Origin of the sequence: Streptomyces sp. 2-1 (assembly GCF_048564895.1) — a bacterium.
Taxonomy (GTDB): domain Bacteria; phylum Actinomycetota; class Actinomycetes; order Streptomycetales; family Streptomycetaceae; genus Streptomyces; species Streptomyces phaeochromogenes.
In genome coordinates this window covers 5,328,253-5,344,168 of sequence record NZ_CP183383.1, presented here as the reverse complement: position 1 = coordinate 5,344,168, position 15,916 = coordinate 5,328,253, and the positions used below count along the sequence as shown (strand labels likewise).

Sequence of the window (15,916 nt, the reverse complement as noted above, 5' to 3'; positions counted from 1 at the left end):
CGCCCCCTCAGTCCGTGAACCCGTGGTGGGTGATTTCCAGGACCTCCGTGGCGACGGCCGGGCTGGCCGGGTCCAGGGAGGGGCCCTGCCAGCTGACCGGCAGTACGTCGATCAGCCCCCAGCGGGCCACCTCCGAACCGTCCGCCCGCAACGCGGCGATCTGCGCGGTCGGCCGCTTCACCCCGGTGGTCACCGAGGAGATCCAGGCCGCGACCTTGGTGGTGTCCGGAGTCAGCGGGCGGGTCAGCCTGATGTTGGAGAACGTGACGCGCGACGGAAGCTGCCACACGAACCCGTTGTTGCCGCCCTCCTGGTGCTGTTCGATCTCCACCGCGGACGAGAGCCCTTCGCACCCGTTGAAGTAACCGAGGCTCTCGCCGTCGATGGTCAGGGTGAAGAAGATGGTGGAGCCCGGGTCGAGATCGCGGGACATCGGGGGCGGCCTTTCTGCGGACGTCGGTGGCGCGGGGTCGTGCGGGGTGGTGGGTGGTCAGCGGCGGGGGTCGCGGAGTTTGCCGATCCGCTCCCGGTCGAGCCGCAGTTCGGTGCGGACCAGCCGGGTGATCCGGCCGATCAGCCTGTGCGTCAGCTCGTCGAGCTGGAAGTCGGTCAGGGAACGGGGGTCGAACTGGCCCTTGGCGACCGGGGTGTAGTCGGGCAGCTCGTCGGGGTCGGGCGTCTTCTGCGTCTTGTCCGTCTTGTGCGGGTCACTCGCGGAGCCGGACGCGGACGAGCCGTGCGCCGTGACCGCCGAGACGGCCGTGGTGGTCCTGGCGGGCGTCGGCTGGGGCGGCCCACCGCCGGCCCGTTGTACGGAGACGGGGGCGGGAGCCGCTGATGTGGCGATGGTGTTTCCGGCCGCGCTGCCGGGTGCCCTGGGGGCGGCAGCGGGGAGCCGTTGGACAACTGGCGCGGCGGGAAAGGTGGTTGGCCGCGACGGCGTCTGCGGGGCCGTCCCGGGGGTAACGACGGGCGCCGCGGTACCGGAACCGGACTTGGCGGCCGAGAGAAGCGGCACGGCACGGCCGACGGGAGTGCTGGGGGCGACGGCCCGCTGTACCGAAGGTCCGGTGCCCGAGGACGAGGACCGGCGCAGCGGGATCGCGGCGGGGGTTGCCCGGCGCAGGGCGGCGGGGGCCGCTGCGGGTGTCGGGGCGGGAGCGAGGGCGGGGGTGAGGGCGCGGGCGGGGGTCAGGCTGCGCATGGGCGTGCCTGCGGCGGGTGCCGGTGCGGGGCTGGCGCTTTTGGCCGTGGGCCCCGCGCCGGAGGGGATCGCCGTGGCGCGTTGTACGGCAGGGGCGTTGGCGGCCGGGGTCCGTAGAGGTACGGCCGGGGGGCGGTGGGGCGGTGCCGCCTGTGCGGGAACTGGGGTTCCGTGGATCCGGGTGGCCGGTGGTCCGGGGGTACGGTCCGGTGCCTTTCCCTGGAGCGCGGTCGCCGCACGCCGGACGGTCGGCGGCCCGGCAACGCCCGAACTGCCGGGAGAGGTACGCCCGGAGAGGGGTTCCGCGTTCTGGGGCGGGGCGGAGAGGGGTGCACCGAGCAGGGGGCGCTGCCGGGGGGTTGGCGTGGTGGCGCGCTGGACCGGGGCGACGGTTGGTGAGGCGGGGAGCTGGTCCGGCGTGCTCGCGGGTGCGGGTGCGGGGGTGGCCGAGGTGACGGGGGGCTGGGTCGCCGGTCCCGGGCGTGCGACCGTCGGGCCGGTGGTGGACACGTTCCCCGAGGTCGGCGCACCGAGACCCAGGCGCCGGGCCGGGGCGGAGGCGCTCCGCTGCACCGGCTTGATGGTGGAGGTGGTGGGGGTGGTGGGTCCACCCCGACTCGGGCCGGGAGCAGGCGGGTTGGCGGAGGGGGCCTGCCCTGCCTGGGGGCCCGGGGCTATCGGGCTGCCGGGGATGGGCGTCCGGCCTTCGGCGGGGGTCCCGGTTGCCGGACCGGCCGGGTGAGTTGCCGCCGGGCCGTCGTGGGTGGGGCCGGCCGTGGGACGGACGGGGCCGGGTGTCGTACCGGCGGAGCCGGTTGTGGGCGGTGTGGCGGAGGTGCCGCTCGAACTGGGCGTCGCCCGTTGGACGTTGACGGCCGGGATGCCGGAACGGGACCCGGTGTCACCGGAGTTGGCTGCTGCATTCCCGGGACTGTTTGCCGTTCCGGCGGAGGTAGTTGGCGTGCTGCTGGAACTGGTCGTCGCGCGTTGGATGTTGGCGGCTGTGTTGCTGGAACGGGCCGCCGTGGGGCCGGAGTTAGTGTCCGCACCCTTGGGGCTGTTTGCCGTTCCGGCGGAGGAGGTGGGCGAGCTGCTGGAGTCGGTGGTCGCCCGTTGGACGTTGACCGCTGCGCTGCTGGAACGGGCCGCCGGGTCACCGGAGTTGTTGACCGCGCTCTTGGGGCTGTTTGCCGTTCCGGCGGAGGAGGTTGGCGAGCTGCTGGAGCCGCTCGTCGCCCGTTGCACGTTGGCAGTCGTGTTGACGTTCGCGTTGCCGGAGTTGGTCGCCGGGCCGCCGGAGTCGGGCACCGCGCCCCTGGGGCCGGTTGCCGTTCCAACGGCGGAAGTTGGCGTGCCGCCGGGGGCGGCGGGAGCTCGCTGGATGCCCGTCGCCGCATCGCCGGGCCGCGTCGCCGCGCTGCTCGGTCCGGGCGCCGCGCGGCGCGGGCCGTTCGCCGTGCGGCTGGGACCGGCCGCCGGGCGGCTGAGGTTGTCCCCGGTTCCGCTGGAGCCTGTGGGCGTCGTGGCAGGTCGGGTCGGCATGCTGCTGTGGTCGGCCGCCGCCCTCTGGACGCGGGCCGCCGCGTTGTCGGTACCGGCGGCCGTCGTCGCAGGACCGGTGGTCGTCGCGGCGGGATCGGACGTCGTGCCGCTGGGATTGGTCGTCGCCCGTTGGACGTTGACCGCAGCGTTGCCGGGCCTGGCGGGAGCGGGGCCAGGACCGGTGGTTGCTCCGGCCTGACCGGGGGCCGCGCCACGGGGAGCGGCAGCCGCTCGCTGGACGTCGGCCACTGCCTTGCCGAGCCCGGTGGTGGTGGGCGTGGCGTCAGGGACGGCGGGCGCCGCGCTGCTCGCCGTACCGGCGGAGGAGGTCGCCGCCTCGGTGCCGATGTGGGGTGTCGTACTGGTGGAACCGGCCGCCGCCCTGTCGGCAGGGTTGGCCGCCGGTCCACCCGGGCGAGTGGCCCGGGCGCCGGGATCGGCCGTCGGGCGGACAGGCCCGGGCGCCGGGTTGCCGGGACCCGTCGTGGCCGGAGCGGCAGCTGTGACGCTGGAACTGGCCGCCGCCCGTTGGACGTTGACGGCCCCGCCACCGGCGCGAGCCGCCGGGCTCCCGGCACCGCTCGCCGTACCGGCGGATCCGGTGGTGGCCGGTGAGACGGCCGTGCCGCCTGAACTGGCCGCCGCCCGCTGGACATTGACGGTCGCGCCGCCGGAGCGGGTCGTCGGGCCGCTCCCCGGACCGGTCGGAGTCGGGTTGCCGGAGGCGGCCGGTGTGCCGACCGGGCCGACCTCTGTGGACCGCTCGCCATCGGCCGCCGCCTGCGCGGAGGGCGCGCCGGTGGCCTCCCGTCGGGCAGCGGGCAGCGCCCGTCGCTGCACCGCAGGCGTGGCGGACGCCCTGGTCAGCGAGTTCGGCCGGTGGGTCCGGGGCGGAACAGGTGTCACCCGGGGCCCCGCCGGGCGGGACGCCGTGACCGGACGAGGAGCGCGCTGTACCGCTACGGGTGCCGGTGCCGACGCTGCGTCGTCGCGTACGCCGCCCGGAGCCTCGGGCTCCTCGGACCGCACCGGCAGAAGCGTGTGCGAGGGCGGTTCGAGTCCGGAGACGGACCTCGCCGACGTGGTGAGCGCGTTCCTGACGAGCCCGCCCGGTGCTCCGTCGAGGACGGCGTGGGACAGGGTCCCGGTGAAGGAGGGGTTCTGCCAGGTGCTCAGCCGCCCGCCGAAGCCGGAGTCCGCGACACCGGTCCGCCCGACAGCGGCCCGCTGGATCGGCGGCAACCCCACCCAGCCGCCCACGGAGGCCGACCCGGCCCCCATGTCCGTACCCGCACTCCCATCCGTGTGGACGGAACTGCCGTCCCCGGAAGCCGAGTTCGCCCCGGCGACCGTTTCCGCCCCAGCCCCGCGCCCCGCGGCTGAAGCCGCCGAACCCGACGCTGCAGAAGCCGCAGACGTCGAAGCCGCAGACGTCGCCGAACCGTTGCCCCTGAGCCGGTCGAAGAACCCCACTCCTCAGCCCTCCGCCCCGCCCCGCGTCACCAGGGACGCGATCTGTTCCGTAAAGCGCCGGCGGTCCTGGTGTTCGAGATCCAGGATCTCCTCCAGGCTCCAGTGGAAGTGGTAGGCGACGTACGCGATCTCCTCGTGCAGCCGGTCGGTCGCGTACGTCACGATTCCCCCAGGCGGCTCCCGCCGAGTTCGACCTCGAAGGGTTCCGAGCAGTGGGGGCACTCCACGGCGGCGCGGGTGTGGCCCTCGGCGTTGACCTGGCGGTAGAAGTCCTGGAGGAACGCGAGGTCGGAGGCGAACATGTTCTCCACCACCCCGTCGTGTACCGAAGGCAGCGTGCCGAGGCTGGTGATGACCCGGCCCAGCAGGACGACCGACAGATAGGCCGGGTTCTCCTGGACGCGGACGTCCCGCAGCGGGATCAGCTCGTCCCGGGCCGTGGCGAGGCGCATCACACCGTCCCGGTGGACCGTGCCCGACGCGTCGACGTACCCCCGCGGCAGCTCGAAGGGGAACTCCGTCCGCAACTGCTGCGGCACCGATACGGGAGCGGGAGCAGGCGCGGGCGCCGGGGCCGGCGCAGCGGTCTGCTCCGGCCCCGCCATCGGCCCCGGCGCCGGTGGTGCGTCCACGACCGGGCCCGCGCCCGCCCTGGCAGCCGTACGCCGCATTACTCGATGACCAGTTCTTCGAAGACGATGGTCACGGTCTCGGTGAGCGCGGAGGCCTCGCCGGCCTTCAGGGCACTGGCGTCGATCTTGCTGCACCAGGCGTTGCGCATGTTGTACCGCTTCACCGGGTTGTTCTGGTAATCCATCATGATGATGGAGGCGTTCTTGCGGGCCGTGCTCATCTGGCCGGCGATCGAGTCGTTGATCCACGTCGTGAACGCCGGGGACTGGGTCATTCCGCGCACCACGGTGCACTGCCCGTCCTTCTGCACACCCGGCATCAGGCTGACCTCGGGCCTGCCCTGCGCCGAGTTCGACAGGTGCTTGATGACGTCCTGTTCGATGCTGAGGCCGTTGACCTCCGCGAGGTACTCGACCATCACGCCGTCGATCTGCAGACCGAAATTATGTGAGGTAAGGGCGTCACCCGGGCTGAGACTCATCTGTTCTCTGTCCTTCTGAGGGTTCTTGGCGATTGCGTACGACGCGACGTACGGGCCGGCGTACGAAGAGGCTTGCTAGGGCTGGGGGGGGGCGCAGGCGGACGGGCCTACTCCTCCAACTCCCCGCTGCCGCTGGAGAACTGGGCCAGCCGGAAGATCACGAACTCGGCGGGCTTGACGGGGGCGATGCCGATCTCGCAGATCACGCGGCCGACGTCGACCGACTCCGGCGGGTTGGTCTCCTCGTCGCACTTGACGTAGAACGCCTCCTCGGGCCGCTGGCCGAAGAGGGCGCCGCTGCGCCACTCGTTGACGAGGAACGCCGAGACGTTGCGCCGGATCCTGGCCCACAGGTTGTGGTCGTTCGGCTCGAACACCACCCACTGGGTGCCGAGCAGGATCGACTCCTCCAGGTAGTTGAAGTACCGGCGGATGTTGAGGTAGCGCCAGGCCGGGTCGGAGGACATGGTGCGGGCGCCCCAGACGCGGATGCCGCGGCCCGGGAAGGCGCGGATGCAGTTGACGCCGATGGGGTTGAGCAGGTCCTGCTCGCCGCGGGTGATCTGGAGCTCCAGGTCCACCGCTCCCCGTACGACCTCGTTGGCGGGTGCCTTGTGCACACCGCGCTCGAAGTCGTTGCGGGCCCAGATGCCGGAGACGTGGCCGCTCGGCGGGATCACCCGGGACTGGCCGGTCGCCGGGTCGAAGACCTTGACCCAGGGGTAGTACAGGGCCGCGTACTTGGAGTCGTAGCCCGCGGTCTCCTGGCGCCAGACGCGGATCTGGCGGGCGTTCAGGCCCGGCGGCGGGTCGATGACGGCGACCCGGTCGCCCATCAACTCGCAGTGCGCGATGAGGCCGAGCTGGACGGCCTTCACGGCTTCCAGGTCGATCGCGCCGCGCTGGTAGGCGGCCATCAGGTCGGGGACGGCGACCATGGAGATCTCGTCCACGGCCTCCAGACCGCCGAAGCCGGTGCGGTCGGCGGAGTCGCCGAGGTAGTGCGCCGGGCCGGGGTGGGAGTCGCTCGCCTTGGCGGGGGTGACGGGCGCGGGGGCGGCGGGGGCCGCCAGGGCCACGGTCTGGTTGTCGGGGCGCGCGAGCTGCGCGGCGGGCGCCGACTCCTGCACGGTGATGAGCTTGGAGCGCTCCTTCACCTGCGTGACGACGTAGTTGCGGCCGCCCTTCTTGGCGGTCACGTCGAACGTCTCGACGGGCTTGTCGCCCTCCTTGACGATCAGCTTGAAGCGCTCGGCGGGGCCCTCGCCCTCGGCGTCGGCGACCTCGACGCTGATCGAGCCGCCCGCGACGGCGGTCACGCTGAACGTGCCGAGCTGCTTCGGCTCGCCCGCCGGGAGCGCGGCCGGGGCGGCGGAGCCGGAGACGGACGCCGGGGCGCCGCTTCCCGCCGCGCCCTCGGCGGTGCCGCCGACGCGGACTACGTACGCGGCGCTGCCGCCGTTGTTGAAGAACCCGTACACCGAGTGCGCGAGGTAGTAACCGTCGGTGAAGTCACCAAAGGCCGCGACGTACTGGGACCAGTTGGTCACCAGCGTCGGCTCGTTCAGCGGCCCGGTCGGCGCGAGTCCGACGAAGGCCGCCACCGATGTGCCCACTCCCTCGATGGGACGCGAGCCGCTGGCCACCTCCTCGACGTATACGCCGGGCGACAGGTAGGACGGCATGCTCTGCTCTCCTCGGGGTACGAGACAGGACGCCTCTCACCCTCACGCGCGAAGCGCGTCCCCCGAAACGTCCTGCGGGGCCCGATCGGGGGCAGTCCCTCTGCCCTCAAGGGCAACTGCCACCCGTCCGGCGTGCGGTCAGCCCCGCAGGGTGATGGTCAGTGCCGCGCCCACCAGACCGGTGCTCGGCGTGGCCCAGCACTCGTGCCAGGTCCGCCCCGGCTGACTACTGCTGTACATCGCGAAGTACCAGAGGGGATCGCCCCCGTCGAGCGTGGAGCGGGGCGGCTGTTCGCCGCGCGCGTAGTTCTCCATGGTGACGTAGTCGTTGCCGGCCTTCGCCACCACACCGCCGAAGTGGTACGGCACGACACCGGTGATCTCGCCGCTCCTCATACTCTGCAGCTGCTCCTCGTCGGGCTCCGACTTGACCATCATCGCGTCCCCGACCTTCGGGAGTTTCGCGTGCTCGTTGAGCTCCAGCCGCTTCAGCACGCGTTCCATGTCGTCCGGCTTCTCCTGGAACAGTCGCTGGAACAGCCCGCTCATCTGGAGCGTCAGGGTCTGGAAGACGCCGGACTCGGGTTCCTTGATGGACGCCTTGATCCGCTTCTCGTACTTGTTGCCCGGGTCCATTTTGTCGAGCGCCTTGGCCAGGGACTCCCAGTACGCGTCGCCGCCCTTGAGGTCCACGGAACGCTGCCCGGTCACGAACTCCGTCATCGCGTTGCAGCGCTGCGGGACGCGCACGTCGAGCCCGTGCTGTTCCTCCGTCGCGGTCGCCCTCGGCCGTCCCTTGGGCTGTACCTCGTACAGCACCTCCTTGCGGCCGGAGCCCTCGAAGGTCAGATGCCGGCCGGTCTTCTCCAGCGAGACGCCCCTGCCCTTGGTGAGGTCCGGCAGCTTGTCGTTGGCGGACTTGATCTTCGCCTCCGTGGCGAAGAAGGTCTTCGGCTCGCCGGCGCCGTGCTGCACGGCGAGCTTGAAGTCGTCGGAGACGGCCAGCCGGACGCTGTCCTCGTAGACGTAGTGAGGCAGGGGCGGGTCGGTCTGGTCGTACCAGCTGCCCTGTTCGTTCTTGTCCTGCCCGACGAAGAACTGCTGGTCGTCCGCGTCCGGGTGCTTGGTCGGGTAGTCCTCCTGGCCCGGCTCGAACACGTGGTACCGCTGCACCGGGGCGGCGCCGCCGTCCGTACTCGGGCCGCCGCCGGTCCCCGGCACCGTGAGGTTCGGGGCAACGCCCTGGGCGAGTCTGCGGCCGCTCTCGGCCGCGTGCTTCTCGAAGGGGTCGTTCGGGTGGGAGACCTTCACGCCGGCCCCGTTGTCGGTGCCCGCCACCGGGCCCGACGCCTGCTGCCTGACGTGGGTGAGTTCATGGAACATCGTCTCGTCGTCCACACCCTGTGGACCTACGACGATGTCCCTGCCGCTGGTGTAGGCGCGGGCGCCGTACTGCACCGCCGAGCGCTGGGCGACGGCGTCGGTGTGCACGCGGACGTCGCCGAGGTCCATGCCGAGCCCGCTTTCGGCGCGCTCCCGGATGCGCGGCTCCAGCGGACGCCACGACGAGCGCACCGCGTCGGCGACCGTGTCCCGCTGGACCACCGCCTGGTCCTCGCCGTGCCCGCAGCCGGGCGCGTGCTGGTGCCGGTCCCGCTGGACGGCACGGGCGACCGCCGCGTTTCCGGCCATGCTCTGGAGGTGGGCAAAGTGGGCCGCAGTCGTCGGCCGCGGGGCGGACGTCCGGGGAGCGCGCCCCCGGTCGCGGCCCGCGTCGAGACCCGTGCCGAGGCGCTCGTATGCGTGCATGTACCGTCCTCTCTCCTCACGCCGTTGTACCGGTGCCCCGCCTGTGGCAGAAGAGCCGGAGGGGCACTCCCGGCTCACTGTGCGCTGGTCGGGGGGCCAACTGGTCTGCTCCTTCGGGCAGTCAACCCTGCCCTCATTCCTGCGGCACGGCTCCGGTGCGAGGTAATGACCGACGACAACCAGCGGTGGCAGATCGTCCACGGTCGCAGGATCGCGAGCCGGGGCAGTCGGGCCCGCCTCTTCGGGCACGCATCATGCCCCGAGGCTTCCTGACCCGGCGTCGGCCCCGCGAGTAGCGTCCGAGGGTGAGCCTTTGGACATCCCTGGAACCCGCGTCGGCCACGGTGGATCCGGGCGGCAGCACGCGCGTGCGCCTGCGTCTGCGCAACACCGGTGACGTGGTCGACGAGTACCGCTTCGAGCCGGTCGGCGACCTCGCGCCCTGGACGGTCGTGGAGCCGCAGACGCTCCGGCTGTATCCCGGGACGACGGGCACGGTGGAGCTGACGTTCGCGCCGCCGCGTACGCCGGACGCGACGGCGGGGCCGAACCCGTACGCGGTGCGGATCACGCCGACCGAGCATCCGGAGGCGGTCACCGTTCCGGAGGGGAACCTGACGATCACCCCTTTCACGGAGGTGCGTGCGGAGTTGGTGCCGCCGACCGTGAAGGGGCGGTTCCGGGGGCGGCCCAAGCTCGCTGTTGACAATGTCGGGAACACGAAGGTCACCGCCTCGGTCAGTGGCAGTGACAACGGCGATCAGCTCTCGTACGACCTTCATCCGAGCAATGTGCAGATCGAGCCCGGTCGGGCCGCCTTCGTGAAGGCGACGCTCAAGCCGCGGCAGATCATCTGGTTCGGGTCGAAGGAGGAGCGGCCGTACAAGTTCGCCGTGCAGCGGTCGGGAGTCGCTCCGCTGGATGTCGAGGGGACCTATGTGCAGCGGGGGTTCCTGCCGCGCTGGCTGGCCACCTTCCTGGGCATCTTCATGGCGCTCGCGATCACCTTCGTGATGCTGTGGATCGCCTACAAGCCCCAGGTCCGCAGCGAGGCCAAGGAACTTCAGGAGGCCGGTGCCAGCACGTTGGCGCCCTCGGCCTCGCCGACACCGGTGGCCCCCTCGGCACCGCCGTCGGCCTCCGCACCGGTCGCGTCCGCCCCTGCGGACAACGGCGGAGGCGGGGACGAGCAGCCCGCGCCCGCGCCGACCAAGGAGAAGCCCAAGAGCCTCCTGCCCGCGAACAACATCGTCCTGAAGAACCTGTCCACCAAGCTGTGTGCCGACGTCCCCGGCGAGGGCGTGGGCAAGAGGGACGGCCGGGTCCAGCAGTACTCCTGCGATCCGACCGCCGCCGACAACCAGCTCTGGAACCTTGAGGTGAAGGTCGAGAAGGGCGGCCCCGGCGGCACGGACCTCTTCCAGATCCGCAACGTCAAGGACAAGTTGTGCATGGATCTGCCGAACTACGGGGCGGCTCCCATTCACACGAAGGTCACGGAGTTCACCTGTGACGGCACGAACAGCGACAACCAGTTGTGGTGGCTCGCGAAGCAGGAGAGCGGCGCCTACTGGATCCGCAACTTCAAGAGCGACAACAAGTGCCTCGAAGTCGCGGGCAGCGACGACGTCCGCAACGAAGTAACCCTGATGATCTTCAACTGCACCGTCACCGACGACCAGGAGTGGCAGATCATCCAACCCAATGAGGACTGATCGTGAGCCTTTGGACCTCCCTGGAGCCCGCCTCCGCGACCGTGGACCCGGGTGGCAGCACGACCGTGCGGCTGCGTTTGCGCAACACCGGTGATGTGGTCGACGAGTACCGCTTCGAGGCGGTCGGTGATGTCGCTCCCTGGACGGTGGTTGAGCCGCAGACGCTCCGGCTGTATCCCGGGACGACGGGCACGGTGGAGCTGACGTTCGCGCCGCCGCGTACGCCGGACGCGACGGCGGGGCCGAACCCTTACGCGGTGCGCATCACCCCGACCGAACACCCCGAGGCGGTTACGGTCCCCGAGGGCAACCTCACCATCACCCCCTTCACTGAGGTGCGGGCCGAGCTCGTGCCGCCGACGGTGAAGGGGCGTTTCCGCGGGCGGCCCAAGCTCGCCGTCGACAACCTCGGCAACACCAGGCTCACCGCCTCGGTCAGCGGGAGCGACAACGGTGATCAGCTCTCGTACGACCTTCATCCGAGCAATGTGCAGATCGAGCCCGGTCGGGCCGCCTTCGTCAAGGCGACGCTGAAGCCGCGGCAGATCATCTGGTTCGGGTCGAAGGAGGAGCGGCCGTACAAGTTCGCCGTACAGCGGTCGGGAGTCGCTCCGCTGGATGTCGAGGGAACGTACGTGCAGCGCGGGTTCCTGCCGCGCTGGCTGGCCACTTTCCTCGGTGTCTTCATGGCGCTCGCGATCACCTTCGTGATGCTGTGGATCGCCTACAAGCCCCAGGTCCGCAGCGAGGCCAAGGAGAGGCTCGACGAGGCCGGCGTCAGCACACTGGCGCCCAGTGCCTCGGCGACACCGCCTCCCCCGCCCACTCCCACCGCTCCCGCCTCGACACCCCCGCCCGCGGCGCAGTCACCGGCCGCCGGTGGCGGCGGCGGTGGCGGTGGAGGCGGTTCCGAGGAGGAGAAGAAGAAGGCTCCGGAGAAGACCGCGGCCACCGCCGTCCAGGCACTGGCCGCGGACGACCCGGGCGGGCGGCACATCTGCTACCGGGTCTTCGTCACGGGCAAGGGCTGGACGGACGCCGTGTGCGACGGCGAAACGGCCGGCACGGTGGGCGAGAACAAAGCGCTCAAGGCCATCAACGTCGCGGTGTCCGGCGCCAAGCGCACGGGCAGCGCCGCCTTCGTCCACGACCCGGGGTCGACCAATGGCAAGGGCGACTACAACGGGAAGCCGTGGTCGTTCGCGCCCGACGGCATCGACAACTACTTCGGCAGCACCAAGGCGGACGCCCCGAACATGCTGGGCTTCACCATCAACGTCGACGACGGCGGCGGCTCCGTCTGCCAGACCACCCACGTCCGCAACGAGGGCTGGCACGGCATGGGGTGCGACAAGCCCGGCGAAGGGGAGGGCTACATCTTCGGCGGCACCCTCAGCAACGACCTCTGGCTCGAAGCCGTGAAGTTCACCGTGTGAGGGTGAGCCGAAATTGGTCCCGGGAGGGGGACGCCGGCGACTACCAGCCGCCCTCTCCCGGCACCAGCCGGCCCGCCTTGCGGTACTCGCGCCGGGCGCCCTCCAGCAGGTCGTCCGTCGTGACCGGCCCGCCGCGCCCCGCCGCGGTGTAGGCGGCCGTGACGACCGCGCTGCGGATCGAGCCGCCGGCCATCTCGAAGTCGCGGGCGACCGCCGCCGGTTCGATGTCCTCGACGCACGGGACGTGGGCGAGGCTGTGCCGCCACAGGGCCCGGCGCTGCTCGGCGTCCGGGAACGGGAAGTCGACCACCAGGTCGAGCCGCCGGGTGAACGCCTCGTCGATGTTGGCCCGCAGGTTGGTGGTGAGCAGGGCGATGCCGTCGAAGGACTCCAGGCGCTGGAGCAGGTACGCGCTCTCCATGTTGGCGTGCTTGTCGTGGGAGTCCTTGACCTCCGAGCGCTTGCCGAACACGGCGTCCGCCTCGTCGAAGAGCAGCACGGCGTCCGTGCGGTCGGCCTCGGTGAAGATCCGTTCGAGGTTCTTCTCGGTCTCGCCCACGTACTTGTCGACGATCGAGGAGAGCTGGACGACATAGAGGTCCAGGCCGAGTTCGGCGGCCACGACCTCGGCGGACAGCGTCTTGCCGGTGCCCGACTCGCCCGCGAAGAGCCCGAGGACACCGTGGCCCCGGCCGCCTCCGGCGCTGAGCCGCCAGTCGCCGAGGACCTGGTCGCGGTGGCGGGCGCGCAGGGCGAGTTCGTGCAGCTGGGCCAGGGGCCTGTCCGGCAGGACCAGGTCGTTCCAGCCGACGTCCGGCCGGATCCTGCGGGCATGCCGCTCGAGCCCGGACGCGGACTGCTGCCGCGCGGCCAGCCGCAGATGGGCGGCGGTCACCGCGGTGCCGTCGAATATCGCGAGGTCCAGGGCCGCGCGGGCCGCCCGCTCGATACGGTCCCCGCCGAGCCGGTACGGGGCGACGGTGGCGGCCAGGTCGAAACCCGGACCGTCCGCCCCGGCGCCGAGCGCGGCCGCCCAGGCGTCCACGGCACCCGCGTGCGGCCGGGGCGCGTCGAGCACCAGCGGGTCGCGGTCGCACCACTGGGGGTCGTACGGCCGGTGCCCGACGAGCACCACGGGTACGCCGGCCTCCGTCATCGCCCGCAGCAGCGGGCCCGGCTTCTCCGGCAGCGGTGACACGACGATCGCCCGGTCGCGCAGCCGGGCTTCGCGCAGCACCCGGGGGAGGACATCGGAGAGGAGCTCGGGGACCGGCTCCCCGGCTGCCGCGGGCGTGAAGTGCAGCGCCCCGACACCCGCCGCGCGCAGAGCGGCCACGGCGGACACGAGCCCGTCGCCCTCGCGGTGCTCGCGGAGATAGACGGTGCGGGGGCCGACGGCCAGCCGGGCGGCCAGCCTGGTGGTGAACTCGTCGTGCGAGGCCGAGGGCGGGGGCAGAGGCACTGACGAGGGTGAGTCGAGCGGGTGGACGCTGCCGGCGAGCGCGGCGTCCGGGGTGTCGTCGCCGAGCAGATGGGCGACGAGCCGGTCCGGTACGTTCAACGCGCGGCTGAGGAAGGGGCGTTCGGGTTCCTCGACGGTCAGCAGCCCGAGCGCGGTCAGCGGCGCCGAGGGGTGGAACCGGGCCCGCGCCTCGGCGAGGTGCGCGGGCAGCCCGCACAGGTCGAGCGCCAGTCCGGCGGTAGCCCGGCGCCTGCTGACGTCGTCGTTGAGGTACCCGTACAGCGGCTCGAAGGAGCGGTCCAGGTCCGGCGCGAGGGCGATGAGCAGGATCCGGGTGTCCAGCTCGGTCAGCCCGAGCCGCACCGCGAGCCGCTCCAGCCGGGTGTCCGGGGCGGCGGACTCGGGGCTTCCGGGGCCGGACCCGTCCTCGGAGCCGGCCGCGTTCTCGAACACGTCGGCGTACGACACCGCCGTGGGCGCCAGCAGATGCCGTACGGCCTCGTCGGAGATGTACAGCCCCCGCAGCGGATCGTCCGCCGTGGGGTCGACGGCACTGCGGCTCGCGACCAACTCGGCGACCCGGTCGCGCAGTCGGGCGAGGCGGACAAGAAGCGCGCCGGACGTGGGAGAGGCGGCGGAGGCGTACGTGGTCACCGCTGCGGCTCTCCGGTGTCCTGCGCGGGCGTGTCCTGCACGGGTGCCGGCTGCCGTTGGCGGTGGGTGCGCTCCTGCGAGCCGTCCAGCGTGCCGTCCATGCCGCGGACGCGGACCACGCCCTCCGTGACCGGGGGGCCGACGTCGTACTCGGGGAAGGCCGGGAAGGGCGCTGTGACCACGAGGTCGAGGGACGGCTTGAGTTCGCCGCCTAGGGCCGACCAGATCTCGGCGAGGGACCGGGACTCGGTGTGCAGCCCCGCCACCGTGAGCGGGACGGACAGGCCCAACGCGCCGAGTGCGCCCGGGAGTTCGTCGGCGGACAGGAGTTCGTGCGGCAGCATCGTGGTCAGTACCGCGGAGAGCAGCCGGTGTTCGTCCTGGGGCTGCTTGGTCCAGGCGGTGACCAGGTACGACAGCCGGAACCAGCGGGGCGGCTGGCGGCGGCGCACGATCACGTCGCGTTCGTCACGGACGGAGACCTGGCCGCGCTGGCGCCGGGAGACGTCCTCCCGGATGTCGTACAAGTAGGCGTTGACGGCGGGCGCGTTGCGCCGGGCCGCCCAGTCGCGGGTCGGCGCCTCGAAGGCGATCTCGATGCCGGAACCGGCGAGCGCGCCGCCCCCGAGCAGCCGCTTGAGGACCTCGTCCACCTCGTGGATCACCGTCGTGCTCCTGCCCTGCCGTGCCTTGCCTGTGCAGTGTCGCCGCCGGAAGCCGGAAGCCGGAAGCCGGAAGCCGGAAGCCGGACCGGCCCGTGCCGACACCGCTGCTCCTGCCGCTGCCGCTGCCCCTGCCGCTACGGGTACCGCCGTCGTGACGATCGTGCCCTACCGATGGTGCCCCGCGGAGCCTTCGGCTCCGCAGGCACGCCGGGGACGGTCACCGGGCAGACAGGTTTGCCCAATTGTCCACATCCGATTGCCCGTTCGGTCAGATGTAGCCTTCCCGAAGGGCATGGGCCACGGCATGCGCCCGGTTGCGCAGATGCAGCCGGGTGGTGAGCCCATGCATCACGTTCTTGACGGTCCGTTCGGAGTAGGACAGCTTGCTGGCGATCTCCCCGGTGTCGAGCCCCTCGGCGACCAGCCTCAGTACGTCCACCTCGCGCGGTGCGAGCCCCGAAGGGGGAGCGCCGGGATGGCCGGTCGCGGTGCGGTGCAGCGACCTCACCTGGCTGATCAGCCGGCCGAGCAGATCGGCGGGCAGATCGCCGTCGCCGCGGGAGGCCGCGAGGACGGCCTGCACGAGCCGGTGCGCGGTGGCCTCGTGGCGCCACACGATGGCCCCGGCGCCGGAGTCGATGGCGTCGAGGAGTTCGCTCTCGCGGATCGCGCTCACCACGAGGACGGCACGGGCGCCCTCGCTGCGCACGAGTCTGCGCAGCCGGGAGAGGGTGGCCTCGTCCAGCGTGTCGTTGACCAGCAGGGCGATGGTGTCCGGCCCGGTCTCGGTCTCCTCGCGGAGGTCGATCACCGGGTGCTGCCGAAGCTGCCCGAGCACTCCCTCCCGGGAGATCGGGTCCCACGCGTGCACCGACACCGGTATCCGGGGCTCGGATCCGTCCGTGCCGGGAGCCGAGGTCCCGTATGAGCTGCGCAACCGTTTCCCCTATGTCCGCGGGCCCGTCACCACTGTGAGGTCCGTGACAGGCGTGCGCACACCACACTTCTGTGACGCGTGTGGCCGGCGCAATCGTGGAGCACCACGAGACGCACCACGAGATCGGCGGCACCGCTTTCTCGGCTCGTGGGTCTTGTCACGCAACGAGGGTCCCGCTCCGGGCCGTCACACAGAGCGGAACGAACCACGGCCACGAGGG

General features: G+C 71.9%; 13 protein-coding genes. 3 read left to right on the top strand and 10 right to left on the bottom strand.

Annotated features, from left to right (window positions below; translation table 11 throughout):
- Positions 1 to 7 precede the first annotated feature (7 nt).
- A complete protein-coding gene (locus tag ACN20J_RS23510) occupies positions 8 to 433 on the bottom strand; it encodes a phage tail protein (protein WP_143640083.1) in 426 nt (141 codons plus the stop codon).
- Between the two features lie 57 nt (positions 434 to 490).
- A complete protein-coding gene (locus tag ACN20J_RS23505; RefSeq protein ID WP_419668937.1) occupies positions 491 to 1,204 on the bottom strand; it encodes an extensin in 714 nt (237 codons plus the stop codon).
- Positions 1,205 to 2,039: 835 nt separating this feature from the next.
- Between ACN20J_RS23505 and ACN20J_RS23500 the strand changes: the two genes are divergently transcribed.
- On the top strand, positions 2,040 to 2,945 hold the full coding sequence (locus ACN20J_RS23500; protein WP_419669106.1) for a hypothetical protein: 906 nt from the start codon (positions 2,040 to 2,042) through the stop codon (positions 2,943 to 2,945).
- Between the two features lie 1,277 nt (positions 2,946 to 4,222).
- Here ACN20J_RS23500 and ACN20J_RS23495 read toward each other — a convergent pair.
- The 5 genes from ACN20J_RS23495 to ACN20J_RS23475 form a co-directional block, all read right to left on the bottom strand.
- Positions 4,223 to 4,381, bottom strand: coding sequence for a DUF6760 family protein (locus tag ACN20J_RS23495; RefSeq protein ID WP_186001281.1), 159 nt, complete (start codon positions 4,379 to 4,381; stop codon positions 4,223 to 4,225).
- Complete coding sequence (locus tag ACN20J_RS23490; RefSeq protein ID WP_419666695.1) at positions 4,378 to 4,890, bottom strand: hypothetical protein; 513 nt, start codon at positions 4,888 to 4,890, stop codon at positions 4,378 to 4,380. The genes ACN20J_RS23495 and ACN20J_RS23490 overlap by 4 nt, the downstream gene beginning before the upstream one ends.
- Positions 4,890 to 5,333 (bottom strand): phage tail protein, encoded by a 444-nt coding sequence (locus ACN20J_RS23485; RefSeq protein ID WP_143640089.1) that lies wholly within the window; start codon positions 5,331 to 5,333, stop codon positions 4,890 to 4,892. Before ACN20J_RS23485 ends, ACN20J_RS23490 begins: the two co-directional genes overlap by 1 nt.
- A 107-nt stretch (positions 5,334 to 5,440) precedes the next feature.
- A complete protein-coding gene (locus tag ACN20J_RS23480; RefSeq protein ID WP_361991710.1) occupies positions 5,441 to 7,018 on the bottom strand; it encodes a phage tail sheath subtilisin-like domain-containing protein in 1,578 nt (525 codons plus the stop codon).
- 138 nt (positions 7,019 to 7,156) lie between these two features.
- Complete coding sequence (locus ACN20J_RS23475) at positions 7,157 to 8,827, bottom strand: DUF4157 domain-containing protein (protein WP_189844050.1); 1,671 nt, start codon at positions 8,825 to 8,827, stop codon at positions 7,157 to 7,159.
- 305 nt (positions 8,828 to 9,132) lie between these two features.
- Between ACN20J_RS23475 and ACN20J_RS23470 the strand changes: the two genes are divergently transcribed.
- Positions 9,133 to 10,542, top strand: a complete 1,410-nt coding sequence (locus tag ACN20J_RS23470) for an RICIN domain-containing protein (RefSeq protein ID WP_189844051.1) — start codon at positions 9,133 to 9,135, stop codon at positions 10,540 to 10,542.
- 2 nt (positions 10,543 to 10,544) lie between these two features.
- Positions 10,545 to 11,978 (top strand): hydrolase, encoded by a 1,434-nt coding sequence (locus ACN20J_RS23465; protein ID WP_190230507.1) that lies wholly within the window; start codon positions 10,545 to 10,547, stop codon positions 11,976 to 11,978.
- 40 nt (positions 11,979 to 12,018) lie between these two features.
- Here the strand turns inward: ACN20J_RS23465 and ACN20J_RS23460 are convergent, their stop codons facing one another.
- From ACN20J_RS23460 to ACN20J_RS23450, 3 genes are all read right to left on the bottom strand, one after another.
- Positions 12,019 to 14,094, bottom strand: a complete 2,076-nt coding sequence (locus ACN20J_RS23460) for an ATP-binding protein (protein ID WP_419666694.1) — start codon at positions 14,092 to 14,094, stop codon at positions 12,019 to 12,021.
- Positions 14,091 to 14,759, bottom strand: a complete 669-nt coding sequence (locus tag ACN20J_RS23455; protein ID WP_189844054.1) for a DUF4255 domain-containing protein — start codon at positions 14,757 to 14,759, stop codon at positions 14,091 to 14,093. Before ACN20J_RS23455 ends, ACN20J_RS23460 begins: the two co-directional genes overlap by 4 nt.
- 268 nt (positions 14,760 to 15,027) lie before the next feature.
- Positions 15,028 to 15,696 carry a helix-turn-helix transcriptional regulator gene (locus tag ACN20J_RS23450; protein ID WP_055615532.1) on the bottom strand — a complete coding sequence of 223 codons (669 nt, stop codon included), beginning with the start codon at positions 15,694 to 15,696 and terminating at the stop codon, positions 15,028 to 15,030.
- Between the last annotated feature and the right edge of the window lie 220 nt (positions 15,697 to 15,916).